A 17,148-nucleotide genomic window follows, 5' to 3' on the forward strand; every position below is an offset into this window, starting at 1 on the left:
CAGAGGGTGGACGGACCCCGCGCGGCCGCCGGCGCCCCCCCCCCCGCCCCGCCCCCCCCCCCCCCCCCCCCTCCGGTCGGGCGGGCTCAGCGGCCCGCGTAGACGTCCTCGACGTAGCGGCGCTCGTCGATCAGGCCCTGGAGCCAGGCCTGGGCCCGGCCTTCGTCGGCGCCGGGGGTCCGGCTCCGGTAGAGCTCGCGGAAGGCGGCGCGGACGCCCGGGGCCATCCGGGCGCCGTCGCCGCACACGTAGACCTCGGCGCCGGCGGCGAGCAGGCTCCAGACCTCTGAGCCCTCGGCGGCGATGCGGTCCTGGACGAAGCGCCGGCCGTCGACGGGCTGTTCGCTGAAGACCGGGCGCATCGAGACGGCGCCGGCCTGCTCGGCGGCGAGCAGTTCGTCGCGGTGCAGGTAGTCGGCATCGGGCGCGTCGCAGCCGAAGTAGAGCAGGGCCGGGGCGAGTTCGGCGCCCCTGTCCGTGGCCTCGGCGGTGGCGGCGGCCTTGTCGGCGGTGGCGGTGGCGGTGGCGAGCAGGGCGCGGCGGTCGGCGACCGCGCCGCGGAACGGCGCCAGGCCGGTGCCGGCCGCGATCATGATCACCGGGGCGCGGTGGCCGATCCGGAACGTCTCGCGGCACGGCTGGAGGCGCGCCAGCACGGTGTCCCCGACGGCCACCCGGTCGAGGTAGCCGGATCCGACGCCCCGGAAGGAGCCCCGGCCTGAGCGGGCCGGGGCGTCGAGCACGGAGACCATCAGGTCCACGTGGCGCGGGGCGCTGGTCGGCGAGGTGGAGATGGAGTACATCCGGGGCCGGATCGGCGGCAGCAGTTCCAGCAGCACCGGCCAGGTCAGGACCTCCCGCAGGGCCGGGTGGTCCTCGACCAGCTCCAGCAGCGTCCGCGGGTCGTCCTCGGGCAGCGCCCGCAGCGCGGCCCGCTCGGGCGGGCAGGGGTTGAGGCCGGCCAGCGTCGCGCGCTGGGCGGCGCTCGGGCGGTCCTGCAACTCGACGTGGTGGGTGAGCAGTTCGCGGACCGTCAGCGGCCGGTCCACGGCGAGGATGGTGCGCCGGTTCGCCACGATGCCGAGCAGGGTGTCCGGGTCGGCGCCGAACACCTTGGCGGCGCGCTCGACCAGGGCCGGGTCGTTGGCCGGCAGCACCGAGACGTGGTCCGCGGTGCGGTAGTCGACGCCCTCCGGCAGGGCCAGCCGGACCAGGCGCTTGACCCGGGGGTAGGCGGGGTCGGTGAGGCTGCCGACCGCCGTGACGGTCAGCCCGATCACGCGGCGCTTCGCGGCCAGGGCGTCCAGCGGGCCGCCGGCCAGCTCGGTCACGGTGTACGTCTCCAGGGCGGCGGCCTCGGCGGCCTCGGCGGGCGCGGTGCCGGTGCCGGGGGCGACGACGGGTGCAGCGGCGTCGCCGTACCGCTCCAGCAGGGCCCGGCTCAGCGCCGTGGTGAACTCCGCCACCTTCCCGGCCAGATCGCCGGAGGCGTCGGCCGCGCCCCGGGCGAGCAGCCGGGTGCCGCCGAGGGCGGCGAGGCCCTCGTCGATCAGCGTCGGCACGCGCTGGTACGTGGCGGCGTACGTCCGGTCGCCGATGCCGAGCACCGCGTACCGGACGTCCTTCGCGAACCCGGCGGTGCTCGCGGCGCCCTCGCCGCCCTCGGCCTGTTCGGCCTGTTCGGCCTGCTCGGTCGCCGTCCGGAGCCGGCGGACGAACTCCGCCGCGTCGTCCGTCGGCTGGCCGTTGTACGAGGCGGCGGTGATCACCACCGGCCGGTCGGTGGGCAGCCCGTCCGCGTAGGCGTCCAGCGGGGCGACGGCGGTGTCGCAGCCGAGCGCGGCCGCCGCGTCGGCCAGCTGCCGGGTGAACTCGCGGCAGGCGCCGTAGTTGGAGCCGTGCAGGAGCAGCAGACCGGTGCCCTGGCGGACCCGCCCGGGCAGGTCGGCGGCGCGGACGGGCGCGTCCGCCACCGCCGGGGGCGTGGGCGTGCGCGGGGCGAGGGTGAGGGTGAAGTCGTCGGGCTTGATGGTGAGCGTCTGCTTGATGGTCAGCCGGTAGTCGGCGTGGTCGATCAGCCGGTAGCGGTGGACCAGCATGCCGAGCAGCATGGTGGCCTCGTGCAGCGCGAACTGCCGCCCGATGCAGGCGCGTTCGCCGGTGCCGAAGGGCTTGAAGGCGTGCGGTGAGCGGGCCGCCTCCGGCTCGGGGTCGAAGCGGGAGGGGTCGAACAGCTCCGGGTTGTCGCCCCAGACGGGGTCGCGGTGCAGCATCATCGTGGCCACCAGGACCGGCTCCCCGGCGCGGACCGGGATCCGGCCGCCGAGCAGGGTGTCCGCGCGGGCCTCGCGGCTGAACGCGGGGGCCGTCGGCCACAGCCGCAGCGCCTCGTTGAGCACCTGCCGGGTGTACCGGAGCCGGCCGATGTCCTCGTACGAGGGCTCCGGATCGGCCTGGTCGCCCCAGAGCGCGTCCACCTCGCGCTGGACCTCGCGGAGTACGGCGGGGTGCTTGACGAGGTAGTACAGGGCGAAGGAGAGCGCGCCTGAGGTGGTCTCGTGGCCGGCGATCAGGAAGGTGATCACCTGGTTGCGGATGTTCTCGGCGTCCAGTCTGCTGCCGTCGGCGGGGTGCACGGCGTCGAGCATCAGGCCCAGCAGGTCCTCGGCCGGGCCCTGTTCGGGGCTGCCGGCGCGGGCGGCGATCACCTCGTCCACCACCGAGGCCAGGTACCGGGCGTCGCCCCGGGCGGCCTGGTCGGGCTCGCTGTGGTCGAGTTCCGGGTCGCGCAGGAGCTTGTTCATCGCCCAGTTCAGGGAGCGGACCATCGCCTCGACGAAGGGGTGCGGCTCCTCCCGGTCGAAGGAGCCGAAGTCGAAGCCGAAACCGGCCAGCCCGATGGTGTCCAGGGTCATCCGGGTCATGTCGCCGGGCACGTCCACGACCAGCCCGGCGGCCGACCGGCCGTCCCAGGACTCGATCAGGCGGCGGGCCACCCGCAGCATCACGGGGTGGTAGGTGCGCATCGAGCCGAGCGCGAAGGCGGGCATCAGGATGTCGTGCGCCCTGGCCCAGTTCGGCTCCGCGTTGTACGCCGTGAACAGGCCGTCCCCGGTGAACTCGCGGACGTTCTCCAGGGCCGGTCCGATCGACTTGGTGAACCGCTCCTCGTCGGCCAGCTCCTCGACCAGGTCCAGGCCACTGACGATCAGGGTGTCCCGCCCGTGCAGGCGCTGGACGAAGGCCGGGGCGTGCCGCCGGGCCAGCTCCATGGTGCGCAGCAAGGGGGCGGCGATCGGCGGCGCCGACGAGATGTCGACCAGCGGCACCCCGGCGGGGCTCTGCCGGGGCACCAGGGTCCCGGGCGGGAGCCCGGCCCCGGCCGGATTCGCAGCCTCGGCTGCCGCCGGGGTCATCGTCTCGGTCATGGGTTGTCGCCTTCCGTGGCAGGAGAAACCTCGTCGTCCTCCACTCTCGCCCGATCAGGGCGGGAACCCGGGCCCGAGGACTACATGTTTGTGCAGTAGCGGCGGGCGCGGAAGACTTGTCAACGGACCGTCAGGTCTGCTGCACGCGCAAGTTGTACACGGGAGGGGCCGGGATGAGACTGACCGACTGCGAGTCGACGGCGGAGAGCTGGCAGGACCTCGCCGTCATCTGGCGCAACCGGACGCTGCGGTTGCTCGACCACGTGCCGGTGGCGCTGGCGGTGTGCGAGTTCAGCGGCCGGATCATGATCGTCAACCGGGCGATGGCCGCCGAATTCGGCCTGCTGCCCGGGCAGTTGCGCAACCGGAAGATCCTGGAGTTCTTCACCCTCCGGGACAGCGCCACCATACCGGCGCTCGCCGAGGCCGTCCGCCTGCACCGCCGCTCGCAGTACCCGGCGCCGGTCTCCTGGTCGGCCGCCGACGGCACCGAGCGGAGCGGCGAGATGACCGTCGCCCTGGTCGGCGACACTCCGGAGGACGCCCCGAACCTGCTGCTCTCGCTGCCGGTCCGCACCGGGCCCGCCGGCCCGCCGGCCGCCCCCCGCCCCGAGGTGAGCCCGATCGAGGCCCGGATCCTCGCCGCCGCCGCCCGCGGCGCCACCACGGCCCAGATCGGCCGGGAGATCGGCCTCACCCCGGACGGCGTCAACTACCACCTCGCCCGGCTCACCCGCCGCTGGCGGCTGCCCAACCGCACCGCACTGGTCGCCCGCGCCTACGCCACCGGCGTCCTGGCCCCCGGCGCCTGGCCGCCGGAGCCGGCCCCCCGACCATGACGGGGGCGGCTCGCGGGGGAGGCCAGCAGGCTGGGCTGCGCGGGCTGGGTTGCACGGGGCTGGGCCGTTCGGTGATTTAGTTATATGCTCACAATGATTTCAACAATACAAATACTTGTGGAGCCCCCACCATGCCGGACGCCGCCCCACGACGGCCCTGGCTCGTGCTCGCCATCTGCTGCATGAGCCTGCTGATCGTCAGCCTCGACAACACGATCCTGAACGTCGCCCTGCCCGCCATCCAGCGCGACCTGCACACCTCGGTGTCCGGGCTGCAATGGACGGTCGACGCCTACACGCTGGTGCTGGCCAGCCTGTTGATGCTCTCCGGCTCCACCGCCGACCGGGTGGGCCGCCGCCGGGTCTTCCAGATCGGACTGGTGGTCTTCACCGCGGCGTCGCTGCTGTGCAGCCTGGCCCCCGGGCTCGGCTGGCTCGTCGTCGCACGGATGCTCCAGGCGGTGGGCGGATCGATGCTGAACCCCGTCGCCATGTCGATCATCAGCAACACCTTCACCGACTCCCGGCAGCGTGCCCGCGCCATCGGCGTGTGGAGCGGCGTCGTGGGCATCAGCATGGCCGCCGGACCGATCGTCGGCGGCGCCCTGGTCGAGTCGGCCGGCTGGCGGGCCGTCTTCTGGATCAACGTGCCGATCGGCCTGGCCGCGCTGTTCCTGACCCGCAGGTACGTGCCGGAATCACGGGCGCCGCGGCCCCGCCGGGTCGATCCGGTCGGCCAGGTGCTCGTCATCGTCCTGCTCACCGCGCTCACGTACGCGATCATCGAGTCGCCGGAGCGCGGCTGGACCTCGCCGCTCGTCGTCGGCTGCGCGGCGGCGGCGCTGGGCGCGCTGCTGGGCCTGCTGTGGTACGAGCCCAGGCGCACCGACCCGCTGATCGAGCTGCGGTTCTTCCGGTCCGCGCCGTTCGCGGGCGCCACCGTGATCGCGGTCGCCGCCTTCGCCTCCCTGGGCGGGTTCCTGTTCGTCAGCTCCCTCTACCTGCAGAACGTGCGCGGGCTCACCCCGCTGCACGCCGGGCTGTTCATGCTGCCGATGGCGGTGACGGCGCTGCTGACCGCACCGTTGTCCGGCCGCATGGTCGCCTCCCGGGGGCCGCGCATCCCCCTGCTCCTCGCCGGGGCGGCCCTGTGCGCGAGCGCCGTGCTCCAGGCGCTCACCTACTCCGAGCACCTTCCGACGGCCGTGCTGGTCGTCGCGTACCTGCTCTTCGGCACCGGCTTCGGCCTGGTCAACGCGCCCATCACCAACACCGCCGTTTCGGGCATGCCCCGTTCGCAGGCCGGTGTCGCGGCCGCGGTGGCCTCCACCAGCCGGCAGATCGGCCAGTCCCTCGGCGTGGCCGTCGTCGGCGCCCTGATGGCGGGCGGCGCGTACGCGCACACGGCGGCCTTCACCGACGCCGGGCGGACGGCGTGGTGGATCATCGCAGGCTGCGGCGCTGTCGTGCTGGTCACGGGTACGCTCACTTCCGGCCGCTGGGCCCGGGAGACGGCCCTGCGCACGGCGGAGCGGCTCGCCGCCGAGGAGACGCCTGAGACACCGGAGGCGCCGGGGACGAGGGAGACGAAGGAGACGGTGAACACCTGATGGACCGCCCGCACACCGGCGAGCACCACGAGGGGGACGAGGCCGCCACCAGCACGGCGACCAGGGTCTGGCAGGGGCTGAACGCGCTCGTCCTGGAGCGCTACGACCGCCGCAAGACCGTCGCCGAAGCCCTCGGCATGAGCTTCAGCCGGGTCAGGGCGCTGCGCCGCCTCGGCGCCGACCCGATCACCCTGCGGGACCTGGCCGAGCGGCTGGGCAGCGACCCGCCCTACACCACCGTCATCGTCGACGACCTGGTGCGGCGCGGCCTCGCCGAACGCGTCACCAATCCCGCCGATCGCCGGTCCAAGCTGGTCCATCTGACCGAGGAGGGCCAGGCGAAGGCCGCCCTCGCCGCCAGGATCCTCACCACCCCGCCCGACGACCTGCTCGCCCTGCCCCCGGAGGACATCCAGGCGCTCGACCGCGTCCTGGCGAAGCTCCTGGACTGAACCCCCCGGGGCGGGTGCCGTCATGGCCGCCGACGGGCTGTGAGGCCAGCGTGAAGGTCGTGGGTGGGGCCGGTGATCGGCCGTTGATCGGGCGTAGACGGCAAGCCTGCAGCATCTGGAACCGGAGGGGACCGGTTCGGAGGCCACAGCCTGACCACCGGGACCCACGCGGTCGGACCACGGACCGCGCGGGTGCCCAGCGCTGATGCCGCCACCGGTCCCGACCCCCATCAGGAGTCCGGACCACGAAGGGCAGACGAGGCATGGACGGCGGGCAGTGGGTGCAAGCGGTGAGGCCGGCGGCGGGCTTCGGCGAGCAGTTGAGGGTACGGCGCGAGCGGATCGGCCTGACCCAACAGTGCCTGGCCGATCACGCCACCCTGAGCGTGCGGGCGATCCGGGACATGGAGAGCGGCCGAGTCAGAAGGCCGCGGAACGAGACCGTCCGGCTGCTGGCGGACGCGCTGCGGCTGGAGGGCCGCAGCCGGCCGGACTTCGAGGAGGCCGCCCGTCGGCACCCGCTCGCCGATGAGCCGGCGGCCGTGGCGCCGGTCGCCCCGCCGGTGGCGCGCGGGGCCATCGTCGGCCGGGAGATGGAGGCCGAGGTGCTGTCCGACGCCTTCGCCGTGCACGGGGACCGGCTGGTCTCGCTGGTGGGGCTCGGCGGGGTCGGCAAGACCCGGCTCGCCCTGGAGGTGGCCCGCCGCCTGCACCTGGCCGCCTGCTGGTCGGTGCGCTGGGTGGACTGCGCCGGCGACCCGGCCCCCTGGCACGGCCGGATGGACGACATCGTCCGGGACATCGGCGACCGGCCCGCCCTGCTGGTGCTGGACGGCGCCGACGGCGGGGTGGACGCCGGCCGGCTGGACGGGCTGTTCCACCACTGCCCCGGGCTGCGGGTGCTGATCACCGCCCGGGAGGCCTGGCCGCTGCCCGGCGGGCAGGTCGTCCCGCTCGCGCCGCTGCCCGTGCCGGCCCCCGAACTCGACGCCGAACCGGAGGCGTTGGCGCAGATCGGCGCCGTCCGGCTGCTGCTCTCGCACCTGCGCCGGCTGCGCCCCGGCTACACCCTGGAGCGCTCCGAGGCCCCCGCCGTGGCCGCGCTCTGCCGCCACCTGGACGGCCTGCCGGGGGCGTTGGAGCGCGCGGCGGGGTGGACGCTGGTGCAGTCCACCGCCCAGCTGCTGGCCCGGCTGTCGGCCGGCCCGTTCACGCTGGCGGCACCGCCGGTGGTGTACGGCACGCGCGGTGACGTCCGGGACGAGGTGGAGCCGGCGATCCAGCGGTTGACGGAGCGCCAGCGGGCCCTGCTGGACGTGCTCGTGGACGAGCCCGGCGACTGGTCGGGGGAGGACGCGGTGGTCCGCAGCGGCTGGGCGCCGCAGACCTGCCTGGCGACGGTGCACGAACTGCTGTCGCGCGGACTGATCCGCAGCGTGCCCGCCCGCGACGGGGTGCGCTTCACGGTGCTCAACGTGTGCCGCCGCCTCCTCCAGGAGGAGCCCGGGCACCGGTTCGCGCCGGCCGGGGACGTCCAACTGCTCGCCGTCGCGGGCTGACCACACGGCGGCCGGCCGGGTGTCGATACTGCCGCATCTTGCCCGCATCTTGCCGCACGAGCTGCCGGTCGCCGGGCCCGATCGTTCCTAGCGTTCTCCGCAGGGCTGGACCGCCGCGGAATACGCGCCGGAATTCCCGGGCCGCCGGCTGGGGCGTCGGCGGAATTCCATCGAGGATCGCTACCGACGAGGGCTGGATTGTGGAGCACGGAAATGCAAGAGAGAGCAGACTGGACGTCGTCGTGACGACGACGGCCTCGGATTCGCACACCTGGAACCTGGTGTTCCTGCAACTGCTGCTGGAGGAAATGGGCCACCGGGTGACGAACCTGGGCGCGTGCGTCCCCGACGCCCTGCTGCTCTCCGAATGCCGCCGGATCGAACCGGACCTGATCGTGGTCAGCAGCGTCAACGGGCACGGCTACCAGGAAGGACTGCGGGTGATCCCGGCCCTGCGCGCCTGCCCGGAACTGCGGCGCACCCCGACGGTCATCGGCGGCAAGCTCGGCATCGCCGGAACCGACGACCCCGACCGCGAGCGCACGCTGCTCGCGGCCGGCTTCGACCGGGTCTTCGAGGAGGACTCCGCGGTGGCCGGGTTCCGCGAGTTCGTCGACGGGCTGCACTCCCGGGTCCTGCTGTGACGAGCTTCGGCGCGTTCGTGGCGCAGGCCGCGGAGGCCGGCGCACTGGTGGTCCAGCCCCGGATGGGGATGGCGCAGGCGGCCCGGATGCGGGAGGGCCTGCTCGCCACCCGGGCGGCGGCCGCCGTCACCGTCGGCACCATCACCCTGGACAGCTACACCCGCACCGGCGACCTCGACGCCGCGCGGCGGGCCCTGGCCGCCGGGGCCGGCCTCAACGGCTACCCGATCGCCACCCACCCGGTCGACGTCACCCGGGCGGTCCTGGCCGGGGTGGCGGACGCGGGCTTCCCGGTACAGGTCCGGCACGGCTCGGCCGCGCCGGAGCACATCATCGGGGCGCTGCTGGCGGCCGGCCTGGACGCCACCGAGGGCGGACCGGTCTCCTACTGCCTGCCGTACGGCCGCACCCCGCTGCACGAGGCGGTGGCCCGCTGGCAGCGCAGCTGCGAACTGCTGTCGTCCATGCGGGAGTTCGGTGCGGATCCGCACCTGGAGACCTTCGGCGGCTGCATGATGGGCCAGCTCTGCCCGCCCTCGCTGCTGATCGCCATCAGCGTCCTGGAGGCGCTGTTCTTCCGCCAGCACGGGCTGCGCAGCATCTCGCTCAGCTACGCCCAGCAGGCTAACGCCCGCCAGGACGAGGAGGCGCTGGCCGCGCTCGGCCGGATCGCGGGCGAACTGCTCGCGGACGTCGGCCACCACCTCGTGGTGTACGCGTACATGGGCGTGTACCCGCGCTCGCCCGGCGGCGCCCGGCTGCTGCTGGAGGACGCCGCGCGGCTCGCGGTGCGCGGCGGCGCCGCCCGGCTGATCGTCAAGACCACGGCCGAGGCGCACCGCATCCCGACCGTCGCCGAGAACGTCCGGGCGCTGGAGACCGCCGCCGCGGCCGCCACGGCGGAACGCGCCCGCCCCCGGCCCGCCGCCCCGCCGGACACCGGGATCGAGGCCGAGGCCAGGGCGCTGATCGGTGCGGTGCTCGACCTGGACGCCGACCTCGGGCGGGCCCTGGTGCGGGCGTTCGCGGCCGGCTACCTGGACGTGCCGTACTGCCTGCACCCCGACAACGCCGGGCGGACGCGCAGCTCGCTCGGCCCGGACGGACGGCTGCTGTGGTCCGCCGTCGGCTCGATGCCGATCGCCGGGCTCGGCGAGGGCGGCCGCGCGCCGATCCTCGGCTCGGCCGGGCTGCTGGCCGCGCTCTCCCAGGTCCAGCAGCGCTACGACGACCGGGCCGGGCGCTCGCCCGCACCCGCACTCCGGGGGCTGCCCGCCGCGCGGTGAGACGTCCGGTGAGACGCCCGCTGAAACGCCCGGTGAGACGCCCGCTGAGAAACCACGCTCCACGCTCCACGAGAGAACGAGAGAAGAGGACCCCGACCATGCCCGACACCACGCCCCTGCCGCCGACCGACCCGGGCCGGCACCTGACCGCGCCGGCCACCCGCAGCGCGCTCCGGATCCAGCAGCACCTGCTCACCGCGGCCCGCGAGTTCCTGCGCGGCCGGGGCTTCACCGAACTGCTGCCGCCGATCATCGGCCCGGTCACCGATCCCGGTGCGCGCGGCTCCAAGCAGGTGGACATCGACTTCTACGGCCACCGCTACAAGCTGATGACCAGCGCGATCCTGTACAAGCAGGCCTCGTTGCTCGCCTTCGACAAGATCTTCTGCATCGCCCCGAACGTCCGCCTGGAACCGCTGGAGACCGCCGGGACGAGCCGGCACCTCGCCGAGTTCCACCAGTTGGACGTGGAGGTCGCCGGGGCGAGCCGGGACGACGTCGTCCAGCTGGCCGAGGACCTGGTGGTGCACATGGTCGACAGCACCGTCCGCGCGCTGCCCAAGGAGTTCGCCGAACTCGGCCGGGACCCGCAGGCCTTCGCCGAACTGCTGCAGGGCTCCTTCGGCCGCATCCGGCACGCGGAGGCGGTCGCCGAACTCCAGGGCATCGGGCACCCGCAGAGCCCCGAGGCCGAACTCGACTGGGAGGGCGAGGCGTTGCTGTCGGCCCGGCGGGACCGGCCGTTCTTCGTCACCGACTACCCGAAGGGCTCGCGCGGCTTCTACGACCGCGAGCACCCCGACGACCCGGGCCTGCTGCGCAACTTCGACCTGCTGGCGCCCGAGGGCTACGGCGAACTGTGCAGCGGCAGCCAGCGCACCAACGACTACGCGGAGATCGTCACCCGGATGCGGGAGACCGGCGAGAACCCGCAGAAGTACCGCTGGTACCTGGACCTGGTGCGCGAGGGCGTGCCGGCCAGCGCGGGCTTCGGCATCGGGGTCGAGCGGCTGACCCGGTACGTCGCCGGGCTGGACGCCGTCTGGCAGGCCAGCGCCTTCCCGAAGATCGCCGGGGTGGTGTCCCCGTGAGCGACCTCAGCGCGCCGGGATTCCCGGAGGAGGAGGTCCGGCACCGGGCCCGCGCCGGGGCGGCCGCCGCCTTCCCGCCCGCCGAGGAGTACGGACACGTGCTGTTCGGCGCCGGCCAGTCGGGCGCGGCGGACCGGGCGGCGCCGCCGGACGCCCTGGACGCGCTGCGGATCGTCCCGCCGCTGTTCCTGCCGCAGCGGCTGGCCAAGCTGATCGACCTCGGCCGCGAGCCCGACTACCGGGACGTCGAACTCGCCACCGTCATCGGCGGGTTCGCCTCAGCGCTGCCGGTGTACGTCTCCGCGACCGGCTCCACCCGGGCCGCCGGCGGTGACCTCGGGCTGGCACTGAGCCGGCAGGCCGGGGCACTCGGCATCCCGATGGTGATCGGCGAGAACGTGGTGCCGGTCAACGGCTACGGCCGGCTCGGCGAGGCGGCCGACCGCACGCTGCTCGGCCGGCTGCGCGCCTACACCGAAGAACTTCCGGACGGCCTCGGCGGCGTGGCCGTCCAGCAGAGCACCGAGGACGCCGACGCCGAGGTGTGGAACCTCGTCCACAGCGACCCGGCCGCCCTGCCGCTGCTGGAATCCGGGCGGCTGGCCTTCGAGTTGAAGGTCGGCCAGGGCGCCAAACCGGGCCTGGGCGGCATGACGGTGCTGGAGGCCGAGGCCGCCGCCGCGCTGGGCGACCGCTTCGGGCTGGACCCGTTGTTCGGCGACGGGCGGGTGCTGCGCGCCGCCACCCCGGGCACCTTCACCGCGGAGATCCTGCGCCAGCAGATCCGGCTGATGCGCAACAACTACCCGCGGGTGCGGATCTGGGTGAAGCTCTACCCCGGCCGGGACGTGGCCGAGGCCGCCCGGGTGGCGCACGAGGCCGGGGCGGACGCCGTCGTGGTGGACGGCGCCGAAGGCGGAACCGGCTGGGCGCCCGGGGTGTTCCTGCCGCACGTCGGACTGCCGCTCGCGGAGTGCCTGCGCCGGCTGGCGGTCGCGCCGCCGCCCTCGCTGCTGGTCTCCGGGCGGATCTGGGAAGGCGCCAGAGCGGTCAAGAGCCTGGCCTCGGGGGCCCGTGCGGTGGGCCTCGGGCGGGCGGCGCTGATCGCCGTGGCGGAGGACCGGGAATCCGGGCTCCGCCGTTTCGTGGACTGTCTGGCGCTGGAACTCCGACTGCTGATCAGCGCGCTCGGAAAGTACGCTCCGCAGGCCCTGGACCGGGAGGACGTCTGGTCCCCCGAGGAATGCGGAATCACCGCCGGCCGGTAGCCCCGGCCTGCCCGGGTCGATTCCTGCGGCATGTCCGGAAAGCGGCAGCGGAAAACTGCCGATTTCCTTCCTCCTTTCCTGCCGATAGGGCCGTCGAATTCCCCCTATCGTCGAACTCGTCGCCGATTCATCTCACTTCTGGGGCTGGATGATGTCCTCTCGCGGTTTTCCTACTGAGAATGCTGCGCCCGAAAGCGCGGCGCCCGAAATCACGGTGCCTGAAATAACGGTGTCCGCTTTCGAGCCGCCCGCTTTCGAGCCGTTCGCCTCCGTCGTCCGCCGCTTTCCGGAGCGGCCGGCCGTCCGCACCGGCGGCCGGACCGTCAGCTACCGGGAGCTGGACGGCCTGACCGCCGCGCTCGCCGCCCGGCTCGCCCCCGGGGGGACGGTCGCCGTCACCGGCCGCGACCGGCTGGACCACGTGGTCGCGCTGCTGGCGGTCCTGCGGGCCGGCGCCACCTACCTGCCGCTGGACCGGGAGGCCCCGGAGGAGCGCAACCGCTGGATCACCGAGGACGCCGGGGCCTCCCTCGCCCTCGGCGGCGAGGAGCTCACCGAGCTCACCGGGCGCAGTGCCGCAGCCGGTGCCGCTGCCGGCTACGTCATCTACACCTCCGGCACCACCGGCCGCCCGAAGGGCGTGCACGTCCCGCTCGCCGCGCTGACCGGCCACCTGGCCGCCGCCGTCCGGACCTTCGGCCTGACCGAGCAGGACGTGGTGCTGCAGTTCGCCCGTCCGACGGTGGACGTGGCCGTGGAGCAGGTGCTCGGCGCGCTGTCCGCCGGGGCCTGCCTGGTCCTCCCGGAGCACCAACTCCTCTCCCCGGCCGAACTGCTGGACCTGCTGGACGCCGAGGGCGTCACCGTCGCCAACCTGGCCGCCGGCTACTTCCAGGACGTGGTGGCGGCCCTGGGCGGCCGGGTGCCGCGCACCCTGCGGCTGATGATCTCGGGCAGCGACAAGCTGGAGCCCGCCACCGCCGCCGCCTGGTGGGCCGCGACCGGGGTGCCGCTGCTGAACGCGTACGGACCGACCGAGACCGTGGTCACCGCCACCACCCACCGGCTCGCGGGCGAGCAGCCCGAGGCGGGTGTGCCGATCGGGACCGCGCTCGGCGGGCGGCGGCTCTACGTGCTCGACGAGCGGCTGCGTCCGGTGCCGCCCGGCACGGCCGGCGAACTGTACGTCGGCGGGCCGCTGCTGGCCTCCGGCTACCTGGGCCGCCCGGGCCTGACCGCCGACCGCTTCGTCGCGGACCCGTTCGTGGCCCCGCTCGCAGACCCGCCCGCGGACCCGGGCGGGGAGGCGCCCGCAGCGCCGATCGGCGCTCCCGGCGCGCGGATGTACCGCACCGGCGACGTGGTGCGCCGCACGACCGAGGACGGCCCGCTGGAGTTCGTCGGTCGCAGCGACCACCAGGTGAAGGTCCGCGGCTTCCGGGTCGAGCCGGGCGAGATCGAGCAGGTGCTGGCCGGGTACCCGGGCGTCACCGGCTGCGTGGTGGTGGCGCGCGAGGGCCGGCTGGCCGGCTACCTGACCGGCGCCGCGCCGCAGTACGCGGAGGCGCGGGCCTGGCTGGCCGAGCGGCTGCCCGAGCACATGATCCCGGCGACGCTCACCGCGCTGGACGCCTTCCCGCTGACCGGCGGCGGCAAGGTGGACCGCCAGGCCCTGCCCGAGCCGCAGTCCGCGCCCGAGGGCCAGCCGACCGGACGCCCGCCGCGCACGCCCGCCGAGCAGCTGATCGCGGCGGTCTGGGCGGACGTGCTCGGGGTGCCCGAGGTCGGGGCGGACGACAACTTCTTCCACCTGGGCGGCGATTCGCTGACGGCCGTGCGGGTGGTGGGTCGGGTCTTCGACGTCTTCGGCATGGTGTCCCCGTACACCATCTTCGACGCGCCGACGCTGGCGGAGTTCGCCGCCGCGGTGACCGCCGCCTCCGGCGGTGAGCGCCCGGCGCTGGTCCGCTCGGGCGCCGCCGAGGCCCCGCTGTCCAAGTTCCAGCGCGGCCTCTGGTTCCTCGACCAGTGGAACCCGGACGCGCCGACCTACGTGGTGCCCTGGGTGTTCCGGTTCGCCGGGCCGGTCGACCCCGAGCTGCTGCGCCAGGCGCTGGCCGGGGTGGTGGCGCGGCACGAGAGCCTGCGGACGACCTTCGAGCTCGCCGAGGACGGCCCGCGCCAGGTCGTCCACCCGGCCGTGGAGCTGCCGTTCACGCTCACCGAGACCACCGCCGGCCAGGTGGACGACCTGGTGGCCGAGGCCGCGCTGGAGCCCTTCGACCTGGAGGCCGGGCCGCTGGTGCGGGCGCGGGTCTTCCGGGCCGCCGGGGCGACCACGCTGCTGCTGCTCTTCCACCACATCGTCTGGGACGAGGGCTCGCTGCCGGTGCTGGAGGCCGAACTCCAGGAGCTGTACGCCGCGGCGGCCGAGGGGCGCCCGGCCGAGCTGCCGGAACTCGCCGTCCAGTACGGCGACTACGCGGCCTGGCAGTACCAGGACGACACCGCCGAGCGGCAACTCGACTACTGGCGCGAGCAGTTGGCCGACGCGCCGGACGCCGACGCGCTGGCGCCGGACCACCCCCGCCCCGAGGAGCAGGCCTTCCGTGGCGCGTTCCACCGCTTCGCGATGGCGGATCCGGTGGCCGGGGCCGTCCGGGCGCTCGCCCGCAGCGAGGACGCCACCCCGTTCATGGTGCTGCTCGCCGGGCTGGCGCTCACGCTGCACCGCCGCTCCGGGCAGCGCGACCTGGTGCTAGGCTCGCCGGTGAACGTCCGTGGCCGGGCCGAACTCGACGGCCTGATCGGCTACTTCGTCAACCTGCTGCCGCTGCGCCTGAAGGTCGAGGAGGGCGTCTCCTTCCGCGAGCTGGTCCGGCACGTGCGCGAGGTGTCGATCGCCGGCTACCGGCACCAGGAGGTGCCCTTCGACGACATCGCGAACGCGGTGGTGGAGGAGCGCCCCGAGGACCGCAACCCGCTGTGCCAGGTGCTGCTGGAGCTGCACCCGCTGGACACCCGCCCGCTGACCGTCGGCGGCTGCGAGGTCACCCGCGAACTGCACTCCAACCCCGTCTCCCGCTTCGACCTGTCCGTCTCGGTGGACGACCGCGGCACCGGCTTCACCGGCCGCTTCGAGTACGACAGCGACCTCTTCGAGGCCGCCACCATGGCGGGCCTGTGCGAGCAGTGGCTGGGCACCCTGGCCGCCGCCCTGGAGGTGCCGGGGCACGCCCTGTTCGAGGCGCAGGCCGCCCGGGCCCCGCAGGCCACCGCCCTGATCTCCGGTGAACGGACCGTCCCGTACGGTGAGTTGAACGCCGCCGCGAACCGGCTGGCCCGCCACCTGGTGGGCCTCGGCATCGGCCGCGGCGACACCGTCGCCGTACTCGCCGAGCGCGGGCCGGAGATGGTCACCGCGCTGCTGGCCGCCCTCAAAACCGGCGCCGCCTACACCCTGCTCGACCCGGACTTCCCGGCCGAGCGGCTGGCCGGCGCGGTCGCCGACACCGGCGCCGCCACGGTGATCACCCACGGCCACGCCACCGTGCCGTTCGCCGTCCGGCGCCAGGTGGACCTGGACGCCGCGGCCGCCGAACTGGCCCGGTGCGCGGCGCACGACCTCGGCCTGCCGGTCGACGGCGGCGACCTCGCCTGCGTGATGTTCACCTCCGGCTCCACCGGCCGCCCCAAGGGCGCGGCCGTCCCGCACCGCGCGCTCACCACCACCTACCTCGGCCAGGACTACGCCCGCTTCGGCCCGGACGAGGTCTGGCTGCAGTGCTCGCCGGTCTCCTGGGACGCCTTCGCGCTGGAGCTCTACGGCGCGCTCTGCTTCGGCGGAGCGTGCGTCCTGCAGCCCGGCCAGCGCCCCGACCCGCAGGCCATCGCCGAGCTGACCCGCCGCCACGGCGTCACCGAACTCCAGCTCTCCGCCAGCCTGTTCAACTTCCTGCTGGAGGAGCTCCCGGAGACCTACGACGGCCTCAAGCTGGCCATCACCGCCGGCGAGCGGGCCTCCGTCACCCATGTGGCCAAGGCCCTGGAGGCCTACCCCGGCCTGGTGGTCGCCAACGGCTACGGCCCGGTCGAGAGCCTCGGCCTGACCACCTGCCACCAGGTCGGCCCGGAGGACGTCACCGGCAGCTCCGTCCCGATCGGCGTCGCGCTGAACGGCAAGGGCATCCTCGTCCTGGACGAGCTGCTGCGCCCCGTCGAGCCCGGCGTGACCGGCGAGCTGTACGCCTCCGGCGGCGGTCTCGCCTACGGCTACCTCGGCCGGCCCGGCCTCACCGCCGAGCGCTTCGTCGCCTCCCCGTTCGGCGCCCCCGGCGAGCGCATCTACCGCACCGGGGACCTCGGCTACGTCAGCGCCGGGGGCCTGCTGGAGGTCACCGGCCGGATCGACGACCAGGTCAAGATCCGCGGCTTCCGGGTCGAGCCCGGCGAGATCGAGGACGCGCTCACCCGGCACCCCGCCGTCCAGGAGGCCGCCGTCACCGTCCACGAACCCGCCCCGGGCGACCACCGCCTGGCCGCCTACGTCACCGTCGGGGCCGACGCGCCGGACCCGGAGGTGCTCCTCGACCACCTGGCCGGCCTGCTGCCCGAGCACATGGTGCCAGCCACCCTGGACGTCCTGGACGCCCTGCCGCTCAACCACAACGGCAAGGTCGACCGGAAGGCGCTGCCCGCCCCCGCCGGGCGCCGGGCCGCCGCCCGCGACCCGCTGACCGAAGCCGAACGGCTGGTCGCCGAGGCCATGTGCGAGGTCCTCGACCTCACCGAGGTCGGCCGGGAGGACAACTTCTTCCGGATCGGCGGCAACTCGCTGGCCGCCGTCCGGGTCGCGATGCGGCTGTCCCGGGAGACCGGCACCCGCGTCCCCCCGCAACTGGTGTTCCGGGCCAGGACCGTGAGCGCCATCGCCGAACGGCTGGCCGCCCGATGACGGGCCGCACCGCACAC

The 17,148-nt window shown here is 74.5% G+C and carries 10 protein-coding genes; 9 read left to right on the forward strand and 1 reads right to left on the reverse strand.

The genetic code is table 11. The features are described from left to right. Window positions 1-86: 86 nt before the first annotated feature. A complete protein-coding gene (locus tag ACFV61_RS12935; RefSeq protein ID WP_380491597.1) occupies window positions 87-3,428 on the reverse strand; it encodes a cytochrome P450 in 3,342 nt (1,113 codons plus the stop codon). 173 nt (window positions 3,429-3,601) lie between these two features. Here ACFV61_RS12935 and ACFV61_RS12940 point away from each other — a divergent pair, with 173 nt between their 5' ends. The 9 genes from ACFV61_RS12940 (at window position 3,602) to ACFV61_RS12980 (ending at window position 17,131) form a co-directional block, all read left to right on the forward strand. Beyond that, a complete protein-coding gene (locus tag ACFV61_RS12940) occupies window positions 3,602-4,267 on the forward strand; it encodes a PAS domain-containing protein (RefSeq protein ID WP_380376847.1) in 666 nt (221 codons plus the stop codon). Window positions 4,268-4,398: 131 nt separating this feature from the next. Then, on the forward strand, window positions 4,399-5,877 hold the full coding sequence (locus tag ACFV61_RS12945; protein ID WP_380491599.1) for an MFS transporter: 1,479 nt from the start codon (window positions 4,399-4,401) through the stop codon (window positions 5,875-5,877). Continuing rightward, window positions 5,877-6,329 (forward strand): MarR family winged helix-turn-helix transcriptional regulator, encoded by a 453-nt coding sequence (locus tag ACFV61_RS12950; protein WP_380376841.1) that lies wholly within the window; start codon window positions 5,877-5,879, stop codon window positions 6,327-6,329. The genes ACFV61_RS12945 and ACFV61_RS12950 overlap by 1 nt, the downstream gene beginning before the upstream one ends. Before the next feature lie 263 nt (window positions 6,330-6,592). Beyond that, window positions 6,593-7,888 (forward strand): helix-turn-helix domain-containing protein, encoded by a 1,296-nt coding sequence (locus ACFV61_RS12955; RefSeq protein ID WP_380491601.1) that lies wholly within the window; start codon window positions 6,593-6,595, stop codon window positions 7,886-7,888. Between the two features lie 242 nt (window positions 7,889-8,130). Then, a complete protein-coding gene (locus tag ACFV61_RS12960; protein ID WP_380343369.1) occupies window positions 8,131-8,532 on the forward strand; it encodes a cobalamin B12-binding domain-containing protein in 402 nt (133 codons plus the stop codon). Beyond that, window positions 8,529-9,818, forward strand: coding sequence for a methylaspartate mutase (locus ACFV61_RS12965; protein ID WP_380491603.1), 1,290 nt, complete (start codon window positions 8,529-8,531; stop codon window positions 9,816-9,818). Before ACFV61_RS12960 ends, ACFV61_RS12965 begins: the two co-directional genes overlap by 4 nt. A gap of 98 nt (window positions 9,819-9,916) precedes the next feature. Further along, window positions 9,917-10,909, forward strand: coding sequence for an asparagine synthetase A (locus ACFV61_RS12970; protein WP_380491605.1), 993 nt, complete (start codon window positions 9,917-9,919; stop codon window positions 10,907-10,909). Then, entirely contained in the window at window positions 10,906-12,177 is a 1,272-nt protein-coding gene (locus tag ACFV61_RS12975) for a glutamate synthase-related protein (RefSeq protein ID WP_380343375.1), read from the forward strand. Before ACFV61_RS12970 ends, ACFV61_RS12975 begins: the two co-directional genes overlap by 4 nt. 229 nt (window positions 12,178-12,406) lie before the next feature. Continuing rightward, window positions 12,407-17,131, forward strand: a complete 4,725-nt coding sequence (locus ACFV61_RS12980; RefSeq protein ID WP_380491607.1) for an amino acid adenylation domain-containing protein — start codon at window positions 12,407-12,409, stop codon at window positions 17,129-17,131. The last annotated feature ends 17 nt before the right edge of the window (window positions 17,132-17,148 follow it).

The sequence above is a fragment of the Kitasatospora sp. NPDC059817 genome, assembly GCF_042731835.1.
Lineage (GTDB): Bacteria > Actinomycetota > Actinomycetes > Streptomycetales > Streptomycetaceae > Kitasatospora.